The sequence below is a fragment of the Ottowia sp. SB7-C50 genome, from assembly GCF_033110285.1.
Classification (GTDB): Bacteria; Pseudomonadota; Gammaproteobacteria; order Burkholderiales; family Burkholderiaceae_C; genus Ottowia.
On the sequence record NZ_CP136995.1, the window covers coordinates 538,205 to 562,246 of the forward strand.

General features: G+C 70.6%; 24 protein-coding genes and 1 pseudogene. 15 read left to right on the forward strand and 10 right to left on the reverse strand.

Translation table 11 applies throughout. The features are described from left to right. The first annotated feature begins 41 nt into the window (after positions 1–41). The 10 genes from R0D99_RS02610 (at position 42) to R0D99_RS02655 (ending at position 8,453) form a co-directional block, all read left to right on the forward strand. Positions 42–713 (forward strand): LysE family translocator, encoded by a 672-nt coding sequence (locus R0D99_RS02610; RefSeq protein ID WP_317749821.1) that lies wholly within the window; start codon positions 42–44, stop codon positions 711–713. Further along, on the forward strand, positions 710–1,642 hold the full coding sequence (locus tag R0D99_RS02615) for a DMT family transporter (protein WP_317749822.1): 933 nt from the start codon (positions 710–712) through the stop codon (positions 1,640–1,642). Before R0D99_RS02610 ends, R0D99_RS02615 begins: the two co-directional genes overlap by 4 nt. Then, positions 1,639–1,992, forward strand: a complete 354-nt coding sequence (locus R0D99_RS02620; protein WP_317749823.1) for a cupin domain-containing protein — start codon at positions 1,639–1,641, stop codon at positions 1,990–1,992. The genes R0D99_RS02615 and R0D99_RS02620 overlap by 4 nt, the downstream gene beginning before the upstream one ends. Next, positions 1,989–3,212 carry a PLP-dependent aminotransferase family protein gene (locus R0D99_RS02625; protein ID WP_317749824.1) on the forward strand — a complete coding sequence of 408 codons (1,224 nt, stop codon included), beginning with the start codon at positions 1,989–1,991 and terminating at the stop codon, positions 3,210–3,212. The genes R0D99_RS02620 and R0D99_RS02625 overlap by 4 nt, the downstream gene beginning before the upstream one ends. A 2-nt stretch (positions 3,213–3,214) precedes the next feature. Continuing rightward, complete coding sequence (locus tag R0D99_RS02630) at positions 3,215–3,832, forward strand: glutathione S-transferase family protein (protein WP_317749825.1); 618 nt, start codon at positions 3,215–3,217, stop codon at positions 3,830–3,832. Between the two features lie 11 nt (positions 3,833–3,843). Further along, positions 3,844–4,770 carry a PhzF family phenazine biosynthesis protein gene (locus R0D99_RS02635; RefSeq protein ID WP_317749826.1) on the forward strand — a complete coding sequence of 309 codons (927 nt, stop codon included), beginning with the start codon at positions 3,844–3,846 and terminating at the stop codon, positions 4,768–4,770. Next, positions 4,767–5,501, forward strand: a complete 735-nt coding sequence (locus tag R0D99_RS02640; RefSeq protein ID WP_317749827.1) for a VOC family protein — start codon at positions 4,767–4,769, stop codon at positions 5,499–5,501. Before R0D99_RS02635 ends, R0D99_RS02640 begins: the two co-directional genes overlap by 4 nt. Further along, positions 5,502–6,467, forward strand: coding sequence for a threonine dehydratase (locus tag R0D99_RS02645; protein WP_317749828.1), 966 nt, complete (start codon positions 5,502–5,504; stop codon positions 6,465–6,467). It begins immediately after the preceding gene. A 108-nt stretch (positions 6,468–6,575) separates the two neighbouring features. Then, on the forward strand, positions 6,576–7,250 hold the full coding sequence (locus R0D99_RS02650; protein ID WP_317749829.1) for a histidine phosphatase family protein: 675 nt from the start codon (positions 6,576–6,578) through the stop codon (positions 7,248–7,250). A gap of 60 nt (positions 7,251–7,310) precedes the next feature. Further along, positions 7,311–8,453 carry a hypothetical protein gene (locus tag R0D99_RS02655; protein WP_317749830.1) on the forward strand — a complete coding sequence of 381 codons (1,143 nt, stop codon included), beginning with the start codon at positions 7,311–7,313 and terminating at the stop codon, positions 8,451–8,453. A 10-nt stretch (positions 8,454–8,463) separates the two neighbouring features. On the opposite strand, the gene R0D99_RS02660 is transcribed toward R0D99_RS02655, so the two are convergent. Together R0D99_RS02660 and R0D99_RS02665 are read right to left on the reverse strand one after the other, a co-directional pair. Next, entirely contained in the window at positions 8,464–9,480 is a 1,017-nt protein-coding gene (locus R0D99_RS02660) for a Bug family tripartite tricarboxylate transporter substrate binding protein (protein ID WP_317749831.1), read from the reverse strand. A 23-nt stretch (positions 9,481–9,503) separates the two neighbouring features. Then, a complete protein-coding gene (locus tag R0D99_RS02665; RefSeq protein ID WP_317749832.1) occupies positions 9,504–10,343 on the reverse strand; it encodes a creatininase family protein in 840 nt (279 codons plus the stop codon). A gap of 104 nt (positions 10,344–10,447) precedes the next feature. Here R0D99_RS02665 and R0D99_RS02670 point away from each other — a divergent pair, with 104 nt between their 5' ends. Continuing rightward, positions 10,448–11,206 carry an alanyl-tRNA editing protein gene (locus tag R0D99_RS02670; protein WP_317749833.1) on the forward strand — a complete coding sequence of 253 codons (759 nt, stop codon included), beginning with the start codon at positions 10,448–10,450 and terminating at the stop codon, positions 11,204–11,206. Positions 11,207–11,254: 48 nt separating this feature from the next. Here R0D99_RS02670 and R0D99_RS02675 read toward each other — a convergent pair whose 3' ends face one another. Further along, a complete protein-coding gene (locus R0D99_RS02675; RefSeq protein WP_317749834.1) occupies positions 11,255–11,890 on the reverse strand; it encodes a hypothetical protein in 636 nt (211 codons plus the stop codon). Positions 11,891–12,011: 121 nt separating this feature from the next. Here R0D99_RS02675 and R0D99_RS02680 point away from each other — a divergent pair, with 121 nt between their 5' ends. Then, positions 12,012–12,485 carry a DUF411 domain-containing protein gene (locus R0D99_RS02680; protein WP_317751186.1) on the forward strand — a complete coding sequence of 158 codons (474 nt, stop codon included), beginning with the start codon at positions 12,012–12,014 and terminating at the stop codon, positions 12,483–12,485. A gap of 187 nt (positions 12,486–12,672) precedes the next feature. Here R0D99_RS02680 and R0D99_RS02685 read toward each other — a convergent pair whose 3' ends face one another. After that, positions 12,673–13,917, reverse strand: a complete 1,245-nt coding sequence (locus R0D99_RS02685; RefSeq protein WP_317749835.1) for a cyclopropane-fatty-acyl-phospholipid synthase family protein — start codon at positions 13,915–13,917, stop codon at positions 12,673–12,675. 203 nt (positions 13,918–14,120) lie between these two features. On the opposite strand from R0D99_RS02685, the gene R0D99_RS02690 reads away from it, so the two are divergent. Together R0D99_RS02690 and R0D99_RS02695 are read left to right on the forward strand one after the other, a co-directional pair. Further along, positions 14,121–16,379 (forward strand): protein-disulfide reductase DsbD family protein, encoded by a 2,259-nt coding sequence (locus R0D99_RS02690; protein ID WP_317749836.1) that lies wholly within the window; start codon positions 14,121–14,123, stop codon positions 16,377–16,379. 73 nt (positions 16,380–16,452) lie between these two features. Beyond that, the gene (locus R0D99_RS02695; protein WP_317749837.1) at positions 16,453–16,962 is read left to right on the forward strand and encodes a potassium channel family protein; all 510 of its coding nucleotides are present in this window, start codon (positions 16,453–16,455) and stop codon (positions 16,960–16,962) included. Positions 16,963–16,981: 19 nt separating this feature from the next. Here the strand turns inward: R0D99_RS02695 and R0D99_RS02700 are convergent, their stop codons facing one another. Further along, a complete protein-coding gene (locus R0D99_RS02700) occupies positions 16,982–17,410 on the reverse strand; it encodes an organic hydroperoxide resistance protein (protein WP_317749838.1) in 429 nt (142 codons plus the stop codon). Positions 17,411–17,461: 51 nt separating this feature from the next. Then, positions 17,462–18,316, reverse strand: coding sequence for a 3-hydroxybutyryl-CoA dehydrogenase (locus R0D99_RS02705; protein WP_317749839.1), 855 nt, complete (start codon positions 18,314–18,316; stop codon positions 17,462–17,464). 162 nt (positions 18,317–18,478) lie between these two features. On the opposite strand from R0D99_RS02705, the gene R0D99_RS02710 reads away from it, so the two are divergent. Continuing rightward, positions 18,479–20,071: a choline dehydrogenase gene (locus tag R0D99_RS02710; protein WP_317749840.1), complete on the forward strand. Its 1,593-nt coding sequence runs from the start codon at positions 18,479–18,481 to the stop codon at positions 20,069–20,071. Positions 20,072–20,110: 39 nt separating this feature from the next. Here the strand turns inward: R0D99_RS02710 and R0D99_RS02715 are convergent, their stop codons facing one another. From R0D99_RS02715 to R0D99_RS02725, 4 genes and pseudogenes are all read right to left on the reverse strand, one after another. Further along, on the reverse strand, positions 20,111–20,638 hold the full coding sequence (locus R0D99_RS02715; RefSeq protein ID WP_317749841.1) for a hemerythrin domain-containing protein: 528 nt from the start codon (positions 20,636–20,638) through the stop codon (positions 20,111–20,113). Between the two features lie 89 nt (positions 20,639–20,727). After that, positions 20,728–20,883: a helix-turn-helix domain-containing protein gene (locus R0D99_RS17255; RefSeq protein WP_416366016.1), complete on the reverse strand. Its 156-nt coding sequence runs from the start codon at positions 20,881–20,883 to the stop codon at positions 20,728–20,730. A gap of 337 nt (positions 20,884–21,220) precedes the next feature. Next, a pseudogene (locus R0D99_RS17260) lies at positions 21,221–22,090 on the reverse strand (sigma-54-dependent transcriptional regulator); the annotation flags it as partial. Next, a complete protein-coding gene (locus R0D99_RS02725; RefSeq protein WP_317749843.1) occupies positions 22,087–24,042 on the reverse strand; it encodes a sensor histidine kinase in 1,956 nt (651 codons plus the stop codon). The pseudogene R0D99_RS17260 and the gene R0D99_RS02725, both read right to left, overlap by 4 nt.

Here is a 24,042-nt window from a genome sequence, read left to right on the forward strand (position 1 = left end):
TGTATTGACGGTGTGTGGGTGTGCGGCGTTACAGTGGCGCCATGTCCTGGTCCGAATTCACCGCGCTGCTGGCGCTGGCCACCGCGGTCAGCTTCACGCCCGGCCCCAACACCACGCTGTCCACCGCCATAGCAGCCAACCGCGGCCTGCGCAGCGCCATGCACTTTGTCTTGGCGGTGCCGGTGGGTTGGGCCGCGCTGCTGGTGCTGAGCGCGCTGGGCGTGGGCGCGCTGGTGCTGGCGGTGCCTGTGCTGCGCTGGGGCGTGCTGGGCCTGGGCGTGGCTTACATGCTGTGGCTGGCCGCGCGTCTGGCGCAAAGCGGCGCGCTGGCGCAGGCTGACCAGGGGCGGCTGGACGTCACCTTCTGGCAGGGCGTGCTGCTGCAGTTCGTCAACATCAAGGCCTGGATGCTGGCGCTGTCCATCGTGGCCGGCTGGATCGGCGGGCAGCCCGACTGGACGGGCCGCCTGCTGGTCGTGCTGCCGGTGATGCTGGGCTACGCCTTTGCCAGCAACTTCCTGTATGCGCTGGTGGGGTCGATGCTGCGGCAATGGCTGGCGCAGGGCCGGCGCCTGTTGTGGTTCAACCGCGCGATGGCGCTGGCGCTGGTGGTCACCGCGCTGTGGATGGCCTGGAACGCGCTGGGCAGCGCCGCCGGGGTGCGGCTGCCGTGGCATGTGGGACAGGCGGTTTTCGGGGTGGCCGGGGCATGAGCGCTGGCACATCGCGCTGGGCGCTGCGCGCGCCGCAAGGTGATGCGCGCCTGGTGGCGGGCTTCTGGCTGGGCGTGCTGGGCGTGGCGTGCTTTGCCATCACGCTGCCGGCGACCCGGCTGGCCACGGGCACTGCCGAACATCCGCAGCTGTCGCCCTGGTTCGTCACCTTTGGCCGCGCGGCGCTGGCGGGGCTGCTGTCGGCGGCGTTTCTGCTGGTGGCGCGCTCGCCCTGGCCCACGGCCGCGCAGTGGCGGGCGCTGTCGCTGTCGATGGCCGGCAACGCCATCGGGTTTCCGCTGCTGCTGGCGTGGGCGCTGCGCAGCGTGACGGCCACGCACGCGGCCGTCATCATTGCGCTGCTGCCGCTGGTGACGGCGGCGGTGGCCGCCTTTGCCCTGGGCCAGCGCGCGCGGCCGGCGTTCTGGGCCTGCGCCGTCGCGGGCAGCGCCCTGGTGGTGGTGTTTGCGTGGCTGCGCGCGGGCGAATCGGGCGGCTTCGGCTTCGCCGCGGCCGACGCCCTGCTGGCCGGTGCGGTGCTGGCGGCCGCGGTTGGCTACATCTATGGCGCCAAGGTCACGCCCGCGCTGGGCGCCGAGCGCGTGATCTGCTGGGTGTGCCTGGGCGCGCTGCCCCTCACGCTGCCGGTGGCGCTGTGGCTGTGGCCGGCCAACGCGGGCGACATCCGTGCCAGCAGCTGGGCGGGCTTTGTCTATGTGGGCACCGTGTCGATGTGGGCCGGCTTCTTCGCCTGGTACCGCGGGCTGGACTGGGGCGGCGCCCTGCGCGTGAGCCAGACGCAACTGCTGCAGCCGTTTCTGGCGATGCTGTTTGCGTGGCCGCTGCTGGGCGAGCGGCTGGACGCGGTGTCCGTCGGCTTTGCGCTGGCGGTGGTGGCCATCGTGTTTGCCAGCCGGAGGCTGAGATGAGAGCGTCGCTGCACGACCTGCTGGCGCAGCTGCCCGCGGCGCCGACCCGTGCGTACCCTGAGGGCTTGCCGTTTGCGATGGCATTCGCACATGGCAGCATGTCCGTCGAGCTGTACGCCCCCGGCAGCAACGCCGATGGGCGCGATCGCCAGCAGCCGCACGCGCAGGACGAGCTGTACGTAGTGCAGCGCGGCCACGCCACACTGCGCATCGGCGCTCAGAATCTGCCCGCCGCGCCCGGCGACGTGCTGTTCGTGCCCGCCGATGCCGACCATCGCTTCGAAGCCTTCACCCCCGACTTTGCAACCTGGGTCATCTTCTACGGACCCGCTGGAGGAGAAAAACCATGAACCCCACCGACCTCAAGCAAGCCAGCCCCTGGCAACTGGCCGAGCGCGCCCACGCCATGAACCCCTCGGCGATCCGCGAAATCCTGAAGGTGACGGAGCGCCCCGGCATCCTCAACTTTGCCGGTGGCCTGCCCGCGCCCGAGACTTTTCCGGTCGACGCCATGCGTGCAGCCTGCGCCACGGTGCTGGCCGAAGGCAGCGCCATCGCGCGCCCGTCGCTGCAATACGCGTCGAGCGAAGGGCTGCCCGAATTGCGCCAGTGGGTCGCCACCGAGCTGGGCAAGCAGGGCGCGCAGGTGTCGCCCGACCAGGTGCTCATCACCACCGGCAGCCAGCAGGGGCTGGACCTGATCGCCAAGGTGCTGCTCGACAAGGGCAGCCGCATGCTGGTCGAGTCGCCCACCTACCTGGGCGCGCTGCAGGCCTTCACGCCCATGCAGCCGGCGGTGGAGAGCGTTGAAAGCGACATGGGCGGCGTGTCGGCGTCCGCGCTGCGCAGCGCGCTTCAAAAAGGTGAGCGGCCGCGCTTCATGTACCTGCTGCCCAACTTCCAGAACCCCACCGGCCGCACCATGGACGAAGCGCGCCGCCAGGCCGTGATCGACGTCTGCCGCGAGCACGGCCTGCCGATTGTCGAAGACAACCCGTATGGCGAATTGTGGTTCGACGCACCGCCGCCCGCGCCCCTGCTGGCGCGCTGGCCCGAGGGCGTGGTGTACCTGGGCTCGTTCAGCAAAATCCTGGCGCCCGGCCTGCGCCTAGGCTACATCGTCGCGCCGCCCGCGCTGTACCCCAAGCTGCTGCAGGCCAAGCAGGCGGCCGATTTGCACACGCCCGGCTTCAACCAGCGCGTGGTGGCCGAGGTCATCAAGGACGGCTTCCTCGACCGCCACGTGCCCACCATCCGCGCGCGCTACCACGCGCAGCGCGACGCCATCCTGGCCGCGCTGGCGCGCGAGCTGGGCCCGACCGGTGCCGAGTGGACACAGCCCGTCGGCGGCATGTTCGTGTGGGTGCGCCTGCCCGAAGGCCTGAACGCCCAGGCCTTGTTGCCCAAGGCCGTCGATGCCGGCATGGCCTTCGTGCCCGGCGCGCCCTTCTTCGCCGATGAACCCGATGCGCGCGCGCTGCGGCTGTCCTTCGTCACTTCCACGCCCGAGCAGATCGACCAGGGCATGGCCGCGCTGGGGAAGGTGGTGCGCGCGGCGATGCAAGGCTGACCATGATCCAACTGTGGGGCCGCACCACGTCCATCAACGTACGCAAGGTGTTGTGGACCTTGCAGGAGGCGGGCGCGCCCTTTGAGCGCATCGACGCGGGCCTCGCCTTCGGTGTCGTCAACGACGCCGACTATGTGGCGAAGAACCCCAACCGCCTGGTGCCGCTGCTGGAAGACGGCGACTTCGTGCTGTGGGAATCCAACGCCATCGTGCGCTACCTGTGCGCGCGCTACGCGCCGGCGCTGTACCCGCAGGATTTGCGCGCCCGCTTTGACGCCGAGCGCTGGATGGACTGGCAGCAGACCACGCTGAACCGCGCCGGCAGCCCGGCGTTTCTGCAACTGGTGCGCACGCCGCCCGAGCAGCGCAAGCCCGAGGTGATCGACGCCTCGCGCGCCGCCATGGCACCGTGCATCGCCATGCTCAACGCGCACCTGTCCCACCGCGCGTGGATGGGCGGCGATGCCTTCAGCATGGCCGACATTCCCGTCGCCTGCGACATCCACCGCTGGTGGAACCTGCCGCAGCCCACGCCCCAAGCGCCGCACGTGCAACGCTGGTTCAACGCCGTGCTGGCGCGCCCGGCCACGCGCGGCGTGCTCGATCTTCCTCTGGCCTGACTGGCTCCCCCATGAAAAACCGCCCCTTCGCCCAGATCGACGTCTTCACCGCCACCGCAGGCTTCGGCAACCCGGTGGCCGTGGTGCTGGACGGCACCGACCTGGATGACGCCGCCCTGCAGCGCTTCGCGCGCTGGACCAATCTGTCGGAAACCACCTTCGTGCTGCCGCCCACCGACCCGAAGGCCGACTATCGCCTGCGCATCTTCACGCCCGGGGGCGAGCTGCCGTTTGCGGGCCACCCCACGCTGGGTTCGTGCTTCGCGTGGCTGGCGGCGGGCGGCGTCCCCAGGCGCGGCGACATGATCGTGCAGGAGTGTGCCAAGGGCCTGGTGCCGATCCGGCGCGACGGCGCGCGCCTGGCCTTTGCCGCGCCGCCCGCCCACCTGAGCGGCCCCAGTCCCACGCACCTGGCCAAGGTGGCCGCCGCGCTGGGGCTGAAACCCGCGCAGATACTGAAAGCGCAATCGCTCGACAACGGCCCGCAGTGGCTGGCCCTGCTGGTGGACAGCGTCGACACCTTGCTGGCGCTGGAGCCGAACCACGGCCAGCTTGAAAGCTTGAAGCAGAAAGTGGGCGTGGCGGCCAAGGTGTCGGCGTCGACAGCTTCTGATTTGATAGCGCGGTCGAGCCGCGAAGCGCGCGCGTTCGACACCCGCGCCGACGCCCCAGCGATCGAGGTGCGCGCCTTTGCGGCTGCCGTCGGCGTCAACGAAGACCCGGTCACCGGCAGCCTCAACGCCAGCCTGGCGCAGTGGCTGATCGAGACCGGTGACCTGCCCGCGCGCTACGTGGCCGCCCAAGGCACGGTGCTCGGCCGCGCCGGGCGCGTGCATGTGGAGCGCGACGGAGAAGGCCAGACCGCTTCGACAGGCTCAGGACAGATCTGGGTGGGCGGCGACTGCGTGGGCGTGATTCGCGGCGAGGTGACGTTGTGACGGCCGCAGCCGGCTGGAGCGCACCGGCGCTTGACCACCTGGTGGTGCTGGCCGACACGCTGGAGCAAGGCGCCGCGTGGTGCGAGCAGATGCTGGGCGTAACCCCGGGGCCGGGCGGCCAGCACCCGCTGTTCGGCACGCACAACCGGCTGCTTGCTAGCGCGTCGGATGAATTCCCGCTCAGCTACCTGGAGATCATTGCTATCGATCCAGGAGCTGTTCGCGCCCATCCAGACAGCGGTGGGGGCCAAAATGCCGTGCAAAAGCGCTGGTTCGACATGGACGACCCCGCGCTGCGCGAGCGCGTGCGCGCGCAAGGCCCGCAGCTCATCCACTGGGTGGCGCGCGTGCCCGACATCGACAGCGCCGTGGGTCGCCTGGCCACGCTGGACATCGACCGCGGCGACGTGCGCGCCGCCAGCCGCATGACGCCGCGCGGGCTGCTCGAATGGAAGATCGCCGTGCGGCCGGACGGCCAGCGGCTGTTCGACGGCGCGCTGCCCACGCTGATCGAATGGGGCGCGGTGCATCCGGCCGCGTCGATGCCCCAGGTTGGCGTGTCGCTGCAGGGGCTGCGGCTTTCGCACCCGCGCGCGGCCACGCTGCGGCAGGCCTGCGCAGCCGTCGGGTTCGGTGCGGTGCCGGTCGACGAAGGCCCCGCCGCGCTGCACGCCACGCTGCGCACGCCGCGTGGCGTGGTCAGCTTGTCGTCTGACGAAGGAGTGCGCTGAATGAACCTGCTGCCGACGCTGGCCGATATCGAAGCCGCCGCCCAAGTTGTCTACCGCGAATTTCCGCCCACGCCGCAGTACCGCTGGGCGATGCTGTCGCAGCGGCTGGGCGCCGACTGCTGGGTCAAGCATGAGAACCACACGCCGGTCGGCGCGTTCAAGATTCGCGGCGGACTCACCTTCTTCGACGCATTGGCGCGACGTGGCGAACTGCCGCGCGCCGTCGTCAGCGCCACGCGCGGCAACCACGGCCAGAGCATCGGCTGGGCGGCGCGCACCCATGGCGTGGCCTGCACCATCGTCGTGCCGCGCGGCAATTCGGTCGAAAAGAACGCCGCCATGCGCGCGCTGGGCGTTGAACTGATCGAGCATGGCGACGACTTCACCGAAAGCAGCGACCATGCCGCGCGCCTGGCCCCCGAACGCGGTGCGTTGCGCGTGCCCAGCTTTCACCCCGACCTGGTCAGCGGCGTGGCGACTTACTGGTGGGAGCTGCTGCGTGCGGTGCCGCAGCTTCAGGTCGCCTACGTGCCCATCGGCCTGGGCTCCAGCGCATGCGCCGCCATCGCCGCCAAGCGCGCGCTGAACCACCCCGCGCGCATCGTCGGCGTTGTCAGCGCGCACGCCACCACTTACGCCGATTCCATCGCCGCCGGCCGCGTGGTCGAAGCGCCCGCCAACACCCGCATCGCCGACGGCATGGCGGTGCGCCGTGCCGACCCGGCCGCCCTGTCGGTGCTGATGCACGGCCTTGACCACGTGGTGCACGTCAGCGACGACGAAGTGGAAGCCGCCATGCGCGCGCTGTACGTCGACACGCACAACGTCGCCGAGGGCGCCGGCGCAGCCGCGCTGGCCGCGGCCCTGCAGGAGCGGGCGCAACTGCGCGGCCAGGCGGTCGGCATCGCACTGACCGGCGCCAATGTGGATGCGGCGGCGTTTGCCCGCGTGCTACAAAACAAGTAGCTTCAGACGGTTTGTGTGCAGCGGCGGAGTGGCGAAAGGGCGCTGAATTCGTCACGCAGGTGACGGCTGTCGCGCCGCCCGCGGCGCAATGCCCACACAATGCGCCGCATGGGAACCCTCTACCTCGTGCGCCACGGCCAGGCCAGTTTTGGCGCCGACGACTATGACCGCCTCAGCGACCTGGGCTGGCGCCAGAGCCGGCGTCTGGGCGAATGGATGGCGACCAGCGGGCTGACGCAGTTCGACGCCGTGTTGACCGGCACGCTGCGCCGCCATGCCGAAACCTGGCAGGGCGTGGCCGAAGGGGCGGGCCTGACGGGGCTGACGCCGCAGGCGCTGCCGGGGCTGAACGAATACGACAGCGAAGCGGTCGTGCGCGCCATCCACCCCGAACCTTTGCCCAAGCCCGACACGCCCGAGAAGTACCGCCACCATTTCCGGCTGCTGCGCGAAGGGCTGGCGGCCTGGATGGCGGGCCGCACGCAGCCCGTGGGCATGCCGACTTACCCCGACTTCGTGGCCGGTGTGGTCGGCGCGCTCGACCAGGTGCGCCGCCAGCACCAGGGGCAGGTGCTGCTGGTGTCCAGCGGCGGCCCGATCTCGACCGCCGTGGGGCACATCCTCGGCACATCGCCCGAGACCACGATCGAGCTGAACCTGCGCATCCGCAACTGCTCGGTGACCGAGTTCGCCTTCACGCCCAAGCGCCACATGCTGGTCACCTACAACACGCTGCCGCACCTGGAAGGCGCGCGCTGGCACGACTGGGTGACCTACGCCTGAGCTGATCGAACCACGTTTTCCCCGATGCGGCGGGCGAGCACTCGCGGCGACACTCGGCGCATGACGAGCGCCGAGTCCGCCGCCGTCGCGACGGCCGCCGGAGTTCGCGTGTCGGCCGCGCCGCACCAGACCCTCCAAGACCTGCAGCACGCGCTGCGGGACTGGCTGGACGCCCACGGCTTGAAAGACCGCGTCGCCCTGTGCACCGCGCAGCCGCGCAGCGTTGCGGTGGGGCTGAACGCGGACGCGCTTGCGCAATGGGCGCCGGGTTTCGACACGCTGCAGCTGGCGCAGCGGCTGGGCTTGGAATCAGCGGACGACGACCGCGCGCTGCAGCGCGAGACCGTGGTGGCCATGCTGGCGGCGCCGATTCAGATGGCGTTCAGCAGCCTGGATGAGCTGCAGTCCGCCGTCAATGTGCGCGTGCACATCGCGCAGGCGGCGCGCCGCACGGCGCTGGCGTTCTGCACCGAAGCCGCCGAGCGGCCGCCCGACTACTGGCATTACGACGACGAGCACGGCTTTCTGCTCAAGCCGTCGCAGTGCCTCATCGCGGCGCTGCAGGCCGCCACGCAGCCCGACGTGACCGGGCGGCGCTACGACTTTTCGTGCTACCGCGCGACCGAATACGTCATCCTGCTGGGCCTGGCGCGCGAGCTGGCCGAGCGCAACCCGCCGCTGCTGACCGCGTTGGCCGAGGTCAGCCGGCGCCGCGCCATCCGGTCGGCGCTGTTTCACGACGTGTTCCTGATCGAGTACGGCAGCATGGAGCAGCCCCTGCCGCCGCGCTATTACGTGCCGGGTGACCGGGTGTGGTTCCGCAACCCGGACGAGCGCTCGGCCGACATTCCGGGCTATGAGGGCTCGTGGGTGATCTACCTGGGCGGCGGCCTGTTTTCGAACTTCTGGAAGCGCGACCAGCCTTACAGCTTCGACGCCAAGTGCGTCGAAATCCACCATTGGCGCGATGGCGCGCAGCTCAACGAGCAGGGCGAACTGGTGATGGACGAGTCGGTGGTCGACCGGCTGACTGCCGCCACGCTGCAGGACGCCGCGCGCACCGCCGAGGTGCTGGCGCGCATGCAGCGCCTGCGCGATCCGAAGGGCGTCTACGCCGACGGCGGATGCATCGACCGCACGCGCGAATACCCGCGGCAGCTGCACGCCGGCACGTCGGATATCCGGCTGCCGGCGCCGGACTGATCGGCGTGTCTTATTGCGGCTGAAAACCGCTGTCGCGGATGATGCGCGACCACACCCTGGTGTAGGCCTGCTCGCGCTTGGCCAACTGCGCGGGGCTCATGGAGTCCACCGTCAGGCCCAGGTCGGTGAGCTGCTTGCGCACGTCGGGCAGGGCCACCACGCTGTCCAGCGCGCGGCTGAAGCGCGTGACAAGGGCCGCCGGCGTGCCCTTGGGCGCCCAGATGCCGTAGAAGGGCGTTTCTTCCAGGCCCTTGAATCCCAGTTCGCTGAACGTGGGTACGTCGGGCACGGCGGCCTGGCGCGCGCCGCCCAGCACGCCGATCATGCGCAGCTTGCCGGCGCGCTGGTACTCGATGAAGTCCTGCACCGAGCCGACGCCGGCCGCAATCTGGTTGCCCAGCATGTCGGCCATCATCGGTGCGCTGCCCTTGTAGGGCACGGCCACCAGGTCCAGCCCGTAGCGCTTGGCGATCAGCTGCACCAGAAACTCGGGTGTCGAGGCCGGCGCGGGGATGCCGACCGCGCTCTTGCCGCCCTGTGACTTCACCCATTCGACGTATTCGGGCACCGTCCTGGCCGGCGTGCCGGGCGATACGGCCAGGCCGTTGACGAAGGTGGCAAAGCCGCCCAGCGGCACAAAGTCTTCCTGCGGTGCGTAGCCAGGCTTTTTGACCACCTGCGGCAGGATCGAGATGGTGTGGTCGTGGGACAGGAACACCGTGGTGCCGTCGGGTCGCGCGGCCTTCAGCTGCTGCGCGGCGATCTGGCCGCCGGCGCCGGGGCGGTTTTCAACCACCACGCTGCGGTCCAGCGCCTTTTCCAGCTTTTCGGCCAGCAGCCGCGCGATCACGTCCGAGCCGCCTCCGGCCGGAAAGCCCACCAGCACGTGGATCGGTGGCTCGTTCGCCGCCCAGGCGGGCGGGACGGCGGCCAAGGTGGCGGCGCCCAGCAGGGCGGTGGTGAAGCGGCGGCGGGTGGTGGCGGGGTCGCCCGCAGCCAGGGGGCCAGCGGCGGTGATGCGATTCATCTTTACGTTCATGGGCAATGGGGTCAGCGCCAGCGCAGCGTGTCCTGCGGCAGGCGGTCGATTTCCTTCAGCAATTCGGCCAGCGCTCGGCCGGTGGCGTCGATCAGCGTAAAGCCGTCTTCCACCCGGGCGGCTGCGGCGTCGCCGGCCGCGCCGTCGGGGTTCAGGTCTTGCGCCGCCCAGGCCAGCTTGGCGCTGCGGCCGTTGCCCAGCACGCGGTGCGCGGCGGCGCGCTGCTGCGAGGTGGAGGCGAACGCGCGCGCCTTCGACTTGCGCACCAGCCCAGGCTTGAGCGCCATCATCATCGACGTTTCCGCCTGCCCACCGTGCACGCCAAAGCGCTGCTCCTCGGGCGAGAAGCGCGCCATCACGTCCTTGCCGTCGGCGTCGGTGAGCGGCAGGGTGAACCAGCTGACGCTGTACACCAGCATGCCCAGGCGCGCGCGCAGGTCGCGCGCCACCACGTCCATCAGGCCCACGTTGCCACCGTGCGTGTTGAACAGCACCAGCTTGGTCACGCCGCTGGCCGCCACGCTCTCGGCGATGTCGGTCCACAGGCGGATCACGGTCTCGGACTTCAGCGTCAGCGTGCCGGGAAAGGCCGCGTGCTCGGGGCTGTAGCCGATGCGCTGCACCGGTAAAAACAGCACAGGCAGGTCGGCCGGCAGGTGATCGGTGGTGGCGTCCGCCATGCTGTGCGCCAGATTGGCGTCGACCGACAGCGGCAGGTGCGGGCCGTGCTGCTCGGTGGCACCCAGCGGCAGCACGGCGATGGTGCGCGCCAGATCCATGACGGCGAAGTCGGTGGTGACAAGGTCCGACCACTGGCGCGTGCGCGGTGGTGAGGAAATTCGGGCGGTCATGGTTCGCATCTTAGAACTTGTGCCCACCGCTGGCCTGGGGGCGCGGACAAACGGTCAATTACCGTGCACCGCCGGCCGCCGGCCGCCGGTGGCATCATGAACGCATGGCCGAGGAGCTGTTCCGCCACGACGCGACGCTGACCGATTGCACGGCCACGGTGGTCGCCGTGGGCCCGCAGGGCATCGTGCTTGACCGCACCGTGTTCTATCCGCTGGGCGGCGGCCAGGCCGGCGACACGGGCTGGCTGACGCTGGCGGACGGCCGCGACATCGCCATCGCCGATACCCGCAAGGAAAAGGACGAGGTGGGCGTCGCGACGGGACGAATCTGCTACCTGCCCGCACCAGAACAGCCTGAGCAGCTATCGCTATTGAAGCAGGGCGACCCGCTCACCGCGCGCATCGACGCGCCGCGCCGCCAGCGGCTGATGCGCTTTCACACCGCGTCGCACCTGCTGTGCCATCTGGTGGGCAAGCCGGTCAACGGCTGCTCCATCACGCCCGAGCACGCGCGCATCGACTTCCACATGACCGAGCCGCTGGACAAGGACGAGCTGACCGCTGCGCTGGCGCACCTGGTGCGGGCGGCCCTGCCGGTTGTCGTGGGCAGCGTGACCGACGCCGAGCTGGACGCCAACCCGCAGCTGGTGAAAAGCATGAGCGTGCAGCCCCCGCGCGGCAGCGGCACGGTGCGCACCATCCGCATCGACGGCCCGGACGGCGCGGTCATCGACCTGCAGCCCTGCGGCGGCACGCACGTGGCCAACACCGCCGACATCGGCCGCGCCGTCGTCACCCGCATCGAAAAGAAAAGCGCCAGCAGCCGGCGCGTGGTGCTGGGCTGGGCGGCCGGCGAATCCTGATCAAATCGGCCGCTGGCGCTTTATGGGCCAGCGCGATCAGCTATCAAATCAATAGTGTTCGGCGCGCATCAGGGCGCGCCGGGTCGCCCAGCGCGCCAGCAGGGCAAACGCCAGCGTGGTCAGCAGCACATAGCCCATCAGCGCCCAGCGAAAGCTGCGCATGAAGCCTTCGTGCGGCTGGATGTCGAGCGACATGGCCACCGTGAGCGGCGCTGCGCCGGGCATGGGCATGCGCATCACCACGGCGCTGCCGCGCCAGGCGCGGCCGTCCTGCCGCCAGGTCATCAGCGGGGCCGGCTGCGCGGCGCTGGGGTGCGCCAGCAGCCGCGCGGGCAGGGCGGCGGGCTCGCCCTGTTCGTACAGCGTCTGGTCCAGCGCGCCCTGCACGCGCACAGCCAGTTCGGGCTCGTCGCCAAAGCTGGCCTGCAGGCGGGCCGGCAGTGCGGCCAGTTCGCCAGCGTTGTCCACGCTGGCCAGCAGGGCGCGGGCGGCGCGCAGGTGGTCGTGCAGCTGCTCGCGGTCGCGCGACTCGAAATGCAGCTGCAGCGCCAGCACGCCCACGGCGGCCAGCAGCGACAGCAGCAGGGCGCACGCCACCGTCAGCAGCGCCGCCAGCCGGTCGGCGGCAGCGGACAGGGCGGCGGCGGGTGGCACAGCGGCGGGTGCGGGATTGTCTTGGCTCAAGGCAGGATAAAGGGGCAGGGCGGACAATCCGACCTTCTGGGCCGCCAGTGTGCCCCGTGCGGCGCGCCGTGTGTGTGCTGGCGCGCGCGCCGCCCCAACGATCAGGAGTTTCACCATGCAAATGTCACACCCGCGTCGCCGCCACGCACTGCGACTGCTGGCACTGGCCGCCGCCGGCGCCACGGTGCCGGCCTGGGCGCAGCGGCGGCCCGAGCCGGTGGCGGTCGAGGTCTGGAAGGACGTCAGCTGCGGCTGCTGCCAGGACTGGATCGCGCACATGGAACAGAACGGCTTCAAGGTGACGGCGCACGACACCGGCAACAACGTGGTGCGCGCGCGCCTGGGGCTGGCGACGAAGTACGGGTCGTGCCACACCGCGCTGGTGGGCGGCTACGTGGTCGAAGGCCATGTGCATGCCGACGATGTGCGCCGCCTGCTGCGCGAAAAGCCGGTGGCGCTGGGCCTGGCCGTGCCGGGCATGCCGGTCGGCTCGCCCGGCATGGACGGCCCCGAATACCGTGGCCGGCGCGACCGCTACGACACGCTGATGGTGCTGCGCCACGGCAGCAGCCGGGTGTTCCGCAGCCACGCTTGAGTCGCTGAAAACCCAATACCGGACGCGAAGGACGCGAAAGAAGCAGCCAAAATCTTTTTGATTTTTTTGCGTCCTTCGCGGAATTTTTGCGTCCTTCGCGTCCGGCTGTTTTTTGGGCGCTCAAATGGCTGCAGCGCTTGCTGAATCAGCACAGACAGCTATCAAATCAGGTGCAAGGCGCAGCGCATCACGCCGCCGCGTACATCCAGCGGCGCGACCACGGCAGGCTGTCGGCGGGTTGCGCGGCGCGGCGGCACAGGATCTGGAACAGCGAGATGTCGTCGTGCTGGAAGGCCCACTGGCAGCCCACCAGGTACACGCGCCAGATGCGCCAGGTCTTTTCGTCCACCAGCTGCTTCAGGCGCTCGGTCTTCGCCTCGAAGGCGTCGCTCCAGCACTGCAGCGTGCGGGCGTAGTGGCGGCGCAGGCTTTCGATGTCGACCGCTTCCAGCCCGCCTTCCTGCAGCGCGGTCAGCACGGTGCCGATGTGGGCCAGCTCGCCGTGCGGGAACACGTAGCGGTCGATGAAGTCGCCGCCGCCCCAGCGTGTGGCGCCGTTCTGCGGGTCGGTCGAGGTGATGCCGTGGTTCAGCGCCCAGCCGTCCGGCGCCAGCAGGTCGTGCACGATGCGGAAGTAGCCGGCCAGGTTCTTCAGCCCCACATGCTCGAACATGCCCACGCTGCTGATGCGGTCGAACGGGCCTTGCACGTCGCGGTAGTCCTGCAGGCGGATCTCGATGCGGTCCTGCAGCCCGGCGGCGCGCACGCGCTCGGTGGCCAGGTCAAACTGCCTTTGCGACAGCGTGATGCCCACGCAGCGCGCGCCAAACCGCTGCGCCGCGCGCAGCACCAGCGCGCCCCAGCCGCAGCCGATGTCCAGCAGCGTCTGCCCCGGCCGCAGGCGCAGCTTGGTCAGGATGTGGTCGATCTTTTTTTGCTGCGCCTCGGCCAGCGTCTCGTCGCCGCGCTCGAAGTAGGCGCACGAATAGACCATCGCCGGGTCCAGCCATTCGGCATAGAAATCGTTCGACACGTCGTAGTGGTGCTGGATCGCCGCGCGGTCCTGTGCGCGGGTGTGGCTCACGGCGTCGGCCACGCGGTGCGCGATGCGGCCCAGCCAGCCGCTGCCGTGCCGCGACTCGGCGTCGGCCTGCGCCAGCCGGTAGGCGACGTCGATGATGTCCTGCGCGCGGCCGGTCAGGTCGATGTGGCCTTCGACATACGCGCGCCCCAGGTGGTCGAGCGAGGGCGACAGCAGCGCGGCGATGCCCGCGGCGTCGCACACGTCCAGCGTCACGCGCGGGGTGTCGAACCGGCCCAGCCGGAATGAGCGGCCGCCGTGCCAGCGCACCAGCAGCGGCAGGTCGATGCGCTGGCGCAGCCGCTCGGCCCAGGAATGCAGGCCCGCATCGGGGGTGGTAGACAATCGCATCGCTGGCAACTCCTGGCGCTGTGAATGGACACCGTGTCAGCGCGTCCGTGCGGCGGGCTGACCCTCTCCACTGCATTTACCATGTTTCCGTGAAAAATGGCAGAGGGCCCCTGTAGGCGCGCGGCGCGTTTTGCCGTGCGATGCGCGGAACCCCGCGCGCGGCCGGGGCTCTCACCTTGCTGGCCAGTGCCTGAAGAATTCGAATGCGTACGTTGTCCACCCGCCTTGTTGCTTTTATTTTCATAGCTATCAGCGCTTGGTGGACGGGCGCTGGCGCGCAAATTCTTCCTCAACCCACGGTGCGCACCGAGCAGGTGCAGGCCACGCTGCTGGCCCACGCGCCGCAAGGCGTGCCGGTGGGTCTGGCCGCCGACGCCGCGGCCGCGCAGCCGGTGTGGGTCGGCCTGCAGATCACGCACGCGCCGGACTGGCACACCTACTGGAAGAACGCCGGCGATTCCGGCATGCCCACCGAGCTGCAGTGGACGCTGCCGCCGGGCGTGACGGCGGGCGACATCGCCTGGCCGCTGCCGCGCAAGATCCCCATCGGCCACCTGGCCAACTACGGCTACGAAGGCACGGTGCTGCTGCCCGTGCCGCTGACGATCACGCCCGACTACCAGCCCGGCCCGCTGGCCAAGTCGCTCGACGTGCGGCTGAAGGCCACATGGCTGGTGTGCCGCAAGGAATGCATCCCGCAAGAGGGCGACTTCGCCATCCAGCTGCCGCTGCACAGCTCCACGGCGCTCAACGGCGCCGCATTTGACGCCGCGCTGAAGGCGCAGCCGGCCGAGGTGCGGGGCGATCACCGCATCGAGCTGACCGAGGGCGGCAAGCGGCTGGCCGTGCGCGTCGCCGGGCTGCCCGACAGCGTCCGCGGCCAGGCGCTGGAACTGTTTCCCGAAACGCCCAACGTCGTCGTCACCGCCGCCACGTCGGCCGCGCCCGGCCAGCCGCTGGACGACCGCACCTGGCGCCAGCGCTGGGACGGCGCGGTGTGGACGGCCGATGTGCCGGTGGCGGCCGACCGCGCCGATTCGCCGGCGCGCATGCCGCTGGTGCTGGTCACCGCCGATGGCCAACAGGGCTGGCGCGCCGATGCGCCGGTCGCGGGCACCTGGCCGGCGCTGGCGCAGGCGGCGGTGGTGTCACCCGCGCTGGAGGCGGCGCTGAAAGCCAACGCCGCGCAGGCCGGCGCCTCGGCCGCGCCGTCGTCGGCAGCCAGCATGGTCAATGCGGTGCCGCTGCCGACTTTCCTGCTGGCGCTGCTGGGGGCGCTGCTGGGTGGCGTGGTGCTCAATCTGATGCCCTGCGTGTTTCCGGTGCTGGCGATCAAGGTGCTGGGCTTCACGCAGCACGCCGACGACCGGCGCGCGCACCGCACCAGCGGGCTGGCCTACACCGCCGGCGTGGTGCTGTCGTTTCTGGCACTGGGCGCGCTGATGCTGGCGCTGCGCGCGGCGGGGCAGCAACTGGGCTGGGGCTTCCAGCTGCAGTCGCCCGCCGTGGTGGCGGCGCTGACGGTGCTGTTCACGGTGATTGGGCTGAATCTGGCGGGCGTGTTCGAGTTCGGCAGCTTTCTGCCCAGCCGCGTGGCGACGCTGGAGGCGCGCAACCCGGTCGCCAATTCGTTCTTGACCGGCATGCTGGCCGTGGCCGTGGCCTCACCCTGCACGGCGCCGTTCATGGGCGCGTCGCTGGGGCTGGCGGTGGGGCTGCCGGCGGTGCAGGCGCTGCTGATCTTTGCCGCCATCGGCCTGGGCATGGCGCTGCCTTATCTGGCGGCGAGCTGGTGGCCGGCGGTGGCGCGCCTGCTGCCCCGCCCGGGCGCGTGGATGGACACGTTCAAGAAGTTCATGGCCTTCCCCATGTTCGGCACCGCCGTCTGGCTGCTGTGGGTGTTGGGCCAGCAGACGGGCATCGACGGCGCCGGCGCGCTGCTGGCGCTTCTGGTGGCGCTGGCGCTGGTGCTGTGGGCGCTGGGCCTGCGTGGGCGCACACGGCTCGTGATTGCTTCACTTTCGATAGCTGTCGGCGCTTTGTTGGCCAGCGCCATCGGCCCAAACATCGTCAAGACGGCCGAATCCGCGCCGCTGGCCGACGCCGCTGGCACGCGCTGGCAGCCCTGGTCGGCCGAGCGCGTGCAGACCGCGCTGGGCGCGGGCCAGCCGGTGTTCGTCGACTTCACCGCCGCCTGGTGCGTGACGTGCCAGTACAACAAGAAGACCACGCTGGCCGATGCCGACGTGCTGGCCGCCCTGGACGCGGCCAAGGTGCAGACTTTCCGCGCCGACTGGACGCGGCGCGACGCCGCCATCACCGCCGAGCTGACCCGCCTGGGCCGCAGCGGCGTGCCGGTGTACCTGCTGCAGTCGCCCGGCCAGCCGCCCCGCGTGCTGAGCGAAATCCTCAGCGTGGCCGACGTGCTGGGCGCGCTGAAAACGATGACGCCCGCGCGCTGATGCAGCGCCGCGGCGCGTCAAAGTTTGATGTGACGCGGTGCGGTGGCGTGGCGCGCCGTAGCAAAATCGTCACATGAGCTCCCGACGCCAGCGCCTGCGCGACCGGCAACGCCACATCGTGCGGCGTGGCCTGGTGTATTCGCTGGTGCTGGCCTGCGTGATCCTGGGCTTTGGCGGCGTCGGCTTCTGGATGCTGGACCCGCGCATCGAAACATTGAGCGACGGCCTGTGGCTGTCGTTCACCACCGCCGCCACCGTGGGCTACGGCGACGTGGTGCCGTCGACGCACGGCTCGCGCATCTTCGCCTTCATCGTGGTGTTGCTGGGGCTGGCGGTGCTGTCGCTGGTGACGGCGTCGCTGGCGGCGATCTTCGTCGAGCGCGAGGTGGACGAGGAAGAGCGCCAGATCGAGCGCGACTTGCTGCGTGAGATGGCCGCCGTGAAGCGCGACATTGCCAGCCTGCGCGCCGAAGTGCTGGCCATGCAGACGCACACCAGCACCGAAGAACTGTTGCGCGCCGACGCCGGCGCAGCCGCCATCCGCGCTCGCGGCGCCACCGCGCCGGTACCGCGGGCCGACTGAGGCCGCGCGGGGCGGGCGTTCAGCCCAGCTTCAGGTCCACCGGAATGTTGCCGCGCGTGGCGTTGGAGTAGGGGCACACCTGGTGCGCCGCGTCGACCAGCGCCTGCGCCTGATCCCGCGGCATGCCGGGCAGGTGCACCGTCATGCGCACGGCGATGCCATAGCCGTGCGAGGTCGGGCCGATGTCCACCTCGGCGTCGATGCTGCGGTCGTCGGGCAGCTTGACCTTCTGCTTGTCGGCCACCGCCTTCAGCGCGCCCAGAAAGCAGGCCGAATAGCCGGCGGCGAACAGCTGCTCGGGGTTGGTGCCCTGGCCCTTGCCGCCCATCGAGGGCGGTGGGTCCAGCTTGACGTCGAGCAGGCCGTCGTCGGTGCGCGCGCTGCCGTCGCGCCCGCCCTTGCTGTGGGCCTTGGCGGTGTAGAGGACTTTGTCGAGGGGCGTGACCATGGGACTTTCCTGAGAAGTTGAAAAACCCAGTATGCCCCGCCCGCGACAGCCTTACTTGGCGTAGCTGTACACGCCCATGCCGGTCTTGCGGCCCAGGCGGCCGGCGGCCACGTATTCGCGCAGCAGCGGGCAGGGCCGGTACTTGCTGTCGTTGAATTGATCGACGTACACCTCCATCACCGCCAGGCACACGTCCAAACCGATCATGTCGGCCAGCGCCAGCGGGCCGATGGGGTGGTTGCAGCCGAGGCGCATGCCGGTGTCGATGTCTTCGGGCGTGGCCAGTCCTTCAGCCAGCACGAAGAAGGCCTCGTTGATCATCGGCACCAGGATGCGGTTGACGACAAAGCCGGGCGCGTTCTTGACGGTGATGGGCGACTTGCCCAGGCGCACCGCCAGGTCCTTCACGGCGTCGTGCGTGGCGTCCGACGTCTGCAGGCCGCGGATGATCTCCACCAGCGCCATCATCGGCACCGGGTTGAAGAAGTGCATGCCGACGAAGCGGTCGGGGCGGCTGGTGACGGCGGCCAGTTGCGTGATCGAGATCGACGAGGTGTTGGTGGCAATGATCACTTCGGGCGCCAGCAGGCCGTCCAGCTGCTTGAGGATCTTGTTCTTCAGCTCGTGGTTCTCGGTGGCGGCCTCGATGACCAGTTGCGCGCCCTTCAGGTCGTCGTAATTGGTGCTGCCCTTGATGCGGCCCAGCGCGGCGGCCTTGTCGGCTTCGGTGATCTTCTCTTTCTGCAGCAGGCGGTCCAGGCTCTTGCCGACGGTGGCGACGCCCTTGTCGACCGCCGCCTGGGCGATGTCGACCATGACGACGTTAATGCCCGACACGGCGCAAGCCTGTGCAATGCCATTGCCCATGGTGCCGGCGCCGACGATGCCGACGGTGCTGATGTTCATTTTCTGTGCTCCGAAGATGTGAGGATGAGGGGTGGCGAACCGCCGTGGGGCGTCGACCGGCCGATGGTAACGGGCGCCGCGCACCCACCCGCCATTTTGGAATGAATTGCCTAACTTGCTGGCCGGCGCGCGCCCACAATGGCGGTAAAGGAGACCCCGGACATGGACTATGTGATCGTGGGCGGCGGCTCGGCCGGCTGCGTGCTGGCCGCGCGGCTGAGCGAAGACCCCGCCGTGCAGGTGACGCTGCTCGAAGCCGGGCCGCCCGACCGCAGCGTGCTGATCCATTGCCCGGCCGGGCTGGGCGTGATGGCGAGTGCGCCCTCGTCGCGCCTGGCCCACAACTGGGCGCTGGCCACGGTGCCGCAGCCGGGGCTGAACGGCCGCCGTGGCTACCAGCCGCGCGGCAAGGTGCTGGGCGGCTCCAGTTCGATCAACGCCATGATCTACACGCGCGGCGTGCCGCAGGACTACGACGCCTGGGCCGCCGAAGGCAACGCCGGCTGGGGCTGGCACGACGTGCTGCCGTTCTTCAAGCGCGCCGAGCACAACGAGCGCGGGGCCGACGCCTTCCACGGCGCCGACGGCCCGCTGAACGTGATGGACTTGTGCGACCCCAATCCGTTCTCGCGCGCCTTTGTCGAGGCCGGCATGCAGGCCGGCTACCGCCACAACACCGACTTCAACGGCGCCAGCCAGGAAGGCGTGGGCCTGTACCAGGTCACGCACCGGCGTGGCGAGCGCTTTTCGGCCGCCAAGGCCTACCTGACGCCGAACCTGGGCCGGCCCAACCTGCGCGTGGTCACCGGCGCGCACGCCACGCGCGTGCTGCTGGAGCGCGGCCGCGCCGTGGGCGTGGCCTACGTGCAGCACGGCCGCGAACACACGGTGCGCGCCGGGCGCGAGGTGATCCTGAGCGCCGGCGCGCTGCTGTCGCCGCAGTTGCTGATGTTGTCGGGCATCGGCCCGGCCAGCCACCTGCGCCAGCACGGCATCGCCGTGGCGCACGACCTGCCCGGCGTGGGCGCGCACCTGCACGACCACCCGGACGTGGTGCAGGTCTGGGACGCCAACCACGCGTACGACCTGTTCGGCCTGTCGCTGCGCGGCGGCTGGCGCGTGGCCGGGGCGATCCGCCAGTGGCGGCGCGAGCGGCGCGGCCTGCTGACCACCAATTTCGCCGAAGCGGGCGGCTTCATCAAGAGCGACGCGGCCGAGCCGGTGCCCGACCTGCAGCTGCACTTCGTGGTCGGCAAGCTGGTCAACCATGGGCGCGACACCGTGTTCGGCCACGGCTTTTCGTGCCACGTGTGCGTGCTGCGGCCACGCAGCCGCGGCAGCCTGCGCCTGGCGAGCAGCGATCCGCTGGCGCCGCCGCTGATCGACCCGGCCTTTCTTCAGGACGACGACGACACGCGGCGCCTGGTGGCCGGCTTCAGGCTGATGCGCGAACTGCTCAACCGGCCTGCGCTGGCGCGGCGCGGGGGCGTCGAACGTTCGGCCGCGCTGCGCAGCGATACCGAGATTGAAGGCTTCGTGCGCCAGCATGCCGACACCATCTACCACCCGGTGGGCACCTGCCGCATGGGCCATGGCGTGCTGGACGTGGTGGACGACCACCTGCGCGTGCACGGCCTCGAAGGGCTGCGCGTGGTCGACGCGTCGGCCATGCCCGCCATCGTCGGCGGCAACACCAACGCGCCGGTCATCATGATGGCCGAGAAGGCGGCGGCGCTGATGCGCGCGGGCGGCTGAGGTGCAGTCTCCGCGCAGGCCGCCGTGCCTGCTGCGCCGTCAGCGCTTTGCCGGCCGCGCCTCGCGGTGGGCGCGGCGCTGCGCCATTTCGGCGCTGGCGCGGGCCAGCGTGGTCGGGTCGATGCGGGCGCGCGCCTCGGGGTAGGCCAGCGATTCTTCCAGCGTCAGGTGGTCGATGTACAGCTGCTCGAACACTTCCACGCCCTGCGCCAGCGTGTCGCGGTCGAACCACGAATAGCCGCCTGCGGCGGCTTCGAGCGAAGGCTCCAGCTCCAGCCAGTTTTCCTCGATCCAGCCGTGGTCCTGGCGCAGCCGCAGCGTGGTCTGCACCACGTTCGCGTCGGTGCTTTGCAGCAGCGGGGGAAAGACGTGGTGTTCCTCGTCCAGGTGGTGCTGGCGTGCCTCGCGGTTGAACCAGGCGATGGTGCGCTTCAATTCGTCGCGCCCCGCCGCGTCCAGCGAGTCGTCGGCCACCGCGCCGACCAGGCGGCGCAGCGCCACCAGCTGGCGCTGCAGCTCCTGGTGGCTGCGGTCCAGAAAGTCGAACAGGGCGGGGGTGGATGTCATGGGGTTCTCCAGTCAGGGATCAAATCGGGCTTGCGCGCTTGTTGATATTGCGCATGAAGCTATCAATAACGTAGCAATGGGGCCGGCGCCTACTTGTAGCCATGCCGGTCCATCATTCGGTAGGCGGTGCGTTCTGACACGCCCATCACCTCGGCCACCTTGCGGCGATTGCCGCCGTATTTCTTCAACAGGGTGGCCAGGTATTCGCGCTCGATGCTTTCCAGCGTGGGCTCGCCGGTCGGCATCCACGCGGTGGGGGGTGGCCGGCGGTGCGGCGGCCGGCGCGGCGCCGCCCGGTGCCAGCGCGCCCAGGTGGCGCACCTCGATCTGCTCGGCCTGGCTGGCGGTGATCAGCGCGCGCTCGATCACATTGCGCAGCTCGCGCACGTTGCCGGGCCAGGCGTAGGCCTGCAGCACTTCGCGCGCCTGTGCCGACAGCGTCAGCGGCGGCAGGCCCTGCTGCTGGCGCCGACGGCGGATGAAGTGCGCGGCCAGCAGCGGGATGTCCTCGCTGCGTTCGCGCAGCGGCGGCACGCGCAGCACGAAGGTGGACAGCCGGTAGTACAGGTCTTCGCGGAACTGGCCGGCGCGCGCGCGCGCCAGCAGGTCGCGGTTGGTGGCGGCGACGATGCGCGCGTCGCTGCGCAGGTCGGCCGTGGCGCCGACGTGGCGGAAGCGCCCGGTTTCCAGCACGCGCAGCAGCTTGGCCTGGATGGCGGGGCCGGCTTCGCCGATCTCGTCCAGAAACAGCGTGCCGTGCGTGGCGGCTTCGATCAGCCCCGCCTTGCGGCGGTCGGCGCCGGTGAAGGCGCCGCGCTCGTGGCCGAACAGCTCGGATTCGAACAGCGACTCCTGCAGCGTGCAGCAGTCCACCGCGACGAAGCCTTCGCCGCGGCGCGGGCTGGCGGCGTGCAGGGCCTGGGCCACCAGCTCCTTGCCGCTGCCGCTTTCGCCTTCGATCAGCACGGTGACGTCGCTGGCCGCGACTTCGCGGATGGTCTGGCGGAGCTGCTCCATGGCGGCGCTCTGGCCGACCATGGCCAGCGTGGCGTCGTCGCCGCCGCCGCTGGCCGACAGCGCGCGCTGCGCCCGCAGCCGGCTGGCTTCGAGCGAGCGGCGGATCACCAATTCCAGCTCGTCCAGGTTGACCGGCTTGGTCAGGTAGTCGGCCGCGCCCAGGCGCATGGCCTCGACCGCCTGGTTGACGCTGCCGTACGCGGTCAGCATGACCACCGGACGGGTGCCGGCCAGCTGGCTGAGCGGGCCGAAGCCGCTGGCGTCGGGCAGGTTCACGTCCAGCAGCACCAGGTCGGGCGCAAAGGCCACCACGCGTTCGCGCGCTTGCTGCCAAGATGTGGCGCTATCCAATTCGTAGCCTGCCTTGCGCAGCTCCTTGACCAGCAGCTGGTTCAGGACCGGGTCGTCCTCGACCACCAGGATGGAGGATTTCATGCGTGCTCCCTGAACGGCGCGGGGCGCAGGTGCAGCGTGAAGCGCGCGCCCTCACCCGGCGCGCTGCGCACCGCAATGCGGCCCCCAAAGCGCTCCAGCGCCGCCTTGCAGATGGCCAAGCCCAGCCCGGTGCCGCGTCCGCCGTCGGCGCGGCGGCTGAAGAAGGGCATGAAGATCAGCGCCTGCTCGTCGGCGGCGATGCCGCAGCCGGTGTCGGTGATCGACAGTTCATAGCCCGCTGCGTCGGCATCGGCATCGGCCTCGCCGCTGTGGCGGCCTTCGATGTCGATGCGGCCGCCCTGCGGCATGGCGTGCAGCGCGTTGTGGATCAGGTTGACCAGCACCTGGCGCAGCTCGGCCTCGTCGGCCAGCACGCGCATGTCGGCCGGCTCGATGCGCACCGCCACCTGCACGCCGCGCGCGCGGCATTCTTCGCCCAGCAGCGCCAGCACGTCGTCCAGCGCCGGCATCACGGCCACGGGCTGCAGCGTGGGCGCGGGCGCCTGGCTCATCTGCAGCAGGCGCTGGGTGGTGGCCACGCAGCGGTCGATTTCGCGGTCGACCAGCTGCAGGTAGTCGATCAGCTCTTCGCGCGGCATCTGGTCGGCGCGCAGGCCGCGCAGGCTGGCCTGAAGCGCCAGGCGGATTGAGGCGAGCGGGTTGTGGATTTCGTGCGCCACGCCGTTGGCCAGCAGGCCGATGGTGGACAGGCGCTGCTCTTGCGAAAAGCGCACCGAGCGGTCCAGCGGCCGCAGCACCTCGACGGTGAGCGTCTCGCCGCTGGCGGTGACCATGGGGGCGGCCTCGATGTCGACCTCGACCGCGCTGCCGTCGGCGCGCCGCAGCGCCATCATGCTGCGCACGGGCTGCGGCTGGGCCCGCATCTCGGCCACCGGGCAGTTCACCAGCGTGCTGGGACAGGGCTCGTCCAGGCCGCGGCCGACGCGGTAGCAGCATTGGCCGGTGACGCTGGCCGGCTCGCGCCCCAGCAGCGTGGCATAGGCCTGGTTGGCCAGCCGCACGCGGTAGTCGGGGCCGATCACCAGCACCGGGTCGGGCACGGCGTCGATCAGCGTCTGCAGGAAGTGGCGCTGCCCGGCCAGTTCGGCCACCGTGGCCTGCATGCGCCCGGCCATGTGGTCGAAGCCGCGCGCCACGCGGCCCAGTTCGTCCGGGCCGTGCGCGGCGCTGCCCACGCGCGTGGCCAGGTCGCCGGCGGCCAGCCGGTCGGTGGCGCCGGCCAGCGCGGCCAGCGGCTCGGTCACCTGGCGGCGCAGCGTCAGCCCCATGATGGTGGCAAACAGCGCCAGCGTGCCCAGGCCCGCGGCGGTCAGCAGCAGGGCCGGGCGGCTGGTGGGGCCGGCCTGGGCCAGCGGCTCGAAGTCGACCAGCAACACGCCGTTGACGGGCTTGGCATCGGCCGGGCCGTGGCACTGCGCGCAGCGCGGCTGGTTGAGGATGGGGTAGGCGATCTGCAAGCGCTCGCCCTGCGGCGTGGCCTGCCAGCCCAGGCGCGGGGCCGGTGGCAGGCAGCCCGCCTGCAGGCACAGGCCCTGCAGGGCTTCGGGCGCCGCGCTGCCCACGGCCCGCGGCTGCGACGCAAAGCGCACCGCGCCGCCCGGCGCCAGCAGCCGCGCCTGCGCCACGCCGGGCGACTGGCCCAGGCTGGTCAGGATGTCGGCCATGCCCACCAGGTCGCGCTTGAGCATGGCGTTCTGCAGGCTGGCTTCAAACAGCCGCGCCTCGCGCGTGGCGGCGGCTTCGTGCTGGCGGCGCAGGCTGTCGCGACCGATGGCCAGCGCCAGCGTGATGAGCAGCAGCGCCGACACCATCAGCGCCACCGCCAGCCCCAGCATCAGGCGCCGCGCCAGCGACGCGTCGAGCCAGCGCGGAACGACGCCCGGCCGGGGCGCGGCGGGCGCGGGCAGCGGTGAAGTGGCCAGGCCAGTCAT

Coding starts and splice junctions, on each gene's coding strand:
- R0D99_RS02610 (WP_317749821.1), top strand. CDS start 42: ATGTCCTGGTCCGAATTCACCGCGCTGCTGGCGCTGGCCACCGCGGTC.
- R0D99_RS02615 (WP_317749822.1), top strand. CDS start 710: ATGAGCGCTGGCACATCGCGCTGGGCGCTGCGCGCGCCGCAAGGTGAT.
- R0D99_RS02620 (WP_317749823.1), top strand. CDS start 1,639: ATGAGAGCGTCGCTGCACGACCTGCTGGCGCAGCTGCCCGCGGCGCCG.
- R0D99_RS02625 (WP_317749824.1), top strand. CDS start 1,989: ATGAACCCCACCGACCTCAAGCAAGCCAGCCCCTGGCAACTGGCCGAG.
- R0D99_RS02630 (WP_317749825.1), top strand. CDS start 3,215: ATGATCCAACTGTGGGGCCGCACCACGTCCATCAACGTACGCAAGGTG.
- R0D99_RS02635 (WP_317749826.1), top strand. CDS start 3,844: ATGAAAAACCGCCCCTTCGCCCAGATCGACGTCTTCACCGCCACCGCA.
- R0D99_RS02645 (WP_317749828.1), top strand. CDS start 5,502: ATGAACCTGCTGCCGACGCTGGCCGATATCGAAGCCGCCGCCCAAGTT.
- R0D99_RS02650 (WP_317749829.1), top strand. CDS start 6,576: ATGGGAACCCTCTACCTCGTGCGCCACGGCCAGGCCAGTTTTGGCGCC.
- R0D99_RS02655 (WP_317749830.1), top strand. CDS start 7,311: ATGACGAGCGCCGAGTCCGCCGCCGTCGCGACGGCCGCCGGAGTTCGC.
- R0D99_RS02660 (WP_317749831.1), bottom strand. CDS start 9,480: ATGAATCGCATCACCGCCGCTGGCCCCCTGGCTGCGGGCGACCCCGCC.
- R0D99_RS02665 (WP_317749832.1), bottom strand. CDS start 10,343: ATGACCGCCCGAATTTCCTCACCACCGCGCACGCGCCAGTGGTCGGAC.
- R0D99_RS02670 (WP_317749833.1), top strand. CDS start 10,448: ATGGCCGAGGAGCTGTTCCGCCACGACGCGACGCTGACCGATTGCACG.
- R0D99_RS02680 (WP_317751186.1), top strand. CDS start 12,012: ATGTCACACCCGCGTCGCCGCCACGCACTGCGACTGCTGGCACTGGCC.
- R0D99_RS02685 (WP_317749835.1), bottom strand. CDS start 13,917: ATGCGATTGTCTACCACCCCCGATGCGGGCCTGCATTCCTGGGCCGAG.
- R0D99_RS02690 (WP_317749836.1), top strand. CDS start 14,121: ATGCGTACGTTGTCCACCCGCCTTGTTGCTTTTATTTTCATAGCTATC.
- R0D99_RS02695 (WP_317749837.1), top strand. CDS start 16,453: ATGAGCTCCCGACGCCAGCGCCTGCGCGACCGGCAACGCCACATCGTG.
- R0D99_RS02700 (WP_317749838.1), bottom strand. CDS start 17,410: ATGGTCACGCCCCTCGACAAAGTCCTCTACACCGCCAAGGCCCACAGC.
- R0D99_RS02705 (WP_317749839.1), bottom strand. CDS start 18,316: ATGAACATCAGCACCGTCGGCATCGTCGGCGCCGGCACCATGGGCAAT.
- R0D99_RS02710 (WP_317749840.1), top strand. CDS start 18,479: ATGGACTATGTGATCGTGGGCGGCGGCTCGGCCGGCTGCGTGCTGGCC.
- R0D99_RS02715 (WP_317749841.1), bottom strand. CDS start 20,638: ATGACATCCACCCCCGCCCTGTTCGACTTTCTGGACCGCAGCCACCAG.
- R0D99_RS17255 (WP_416366016.1), bottom strand. CDS start 20,883: ATGCCGACCGGCGAGCCCACGCTGGAAAGCATCGAGCGCGAATACCTG.
- R0D99_RS02725 (WP_317749843.1), bottom strand. CDS start 24,042: ATGACTGGCCTGGCCACTTCACCGCTGCCCGCGCCCGCCGCGCCCCGG.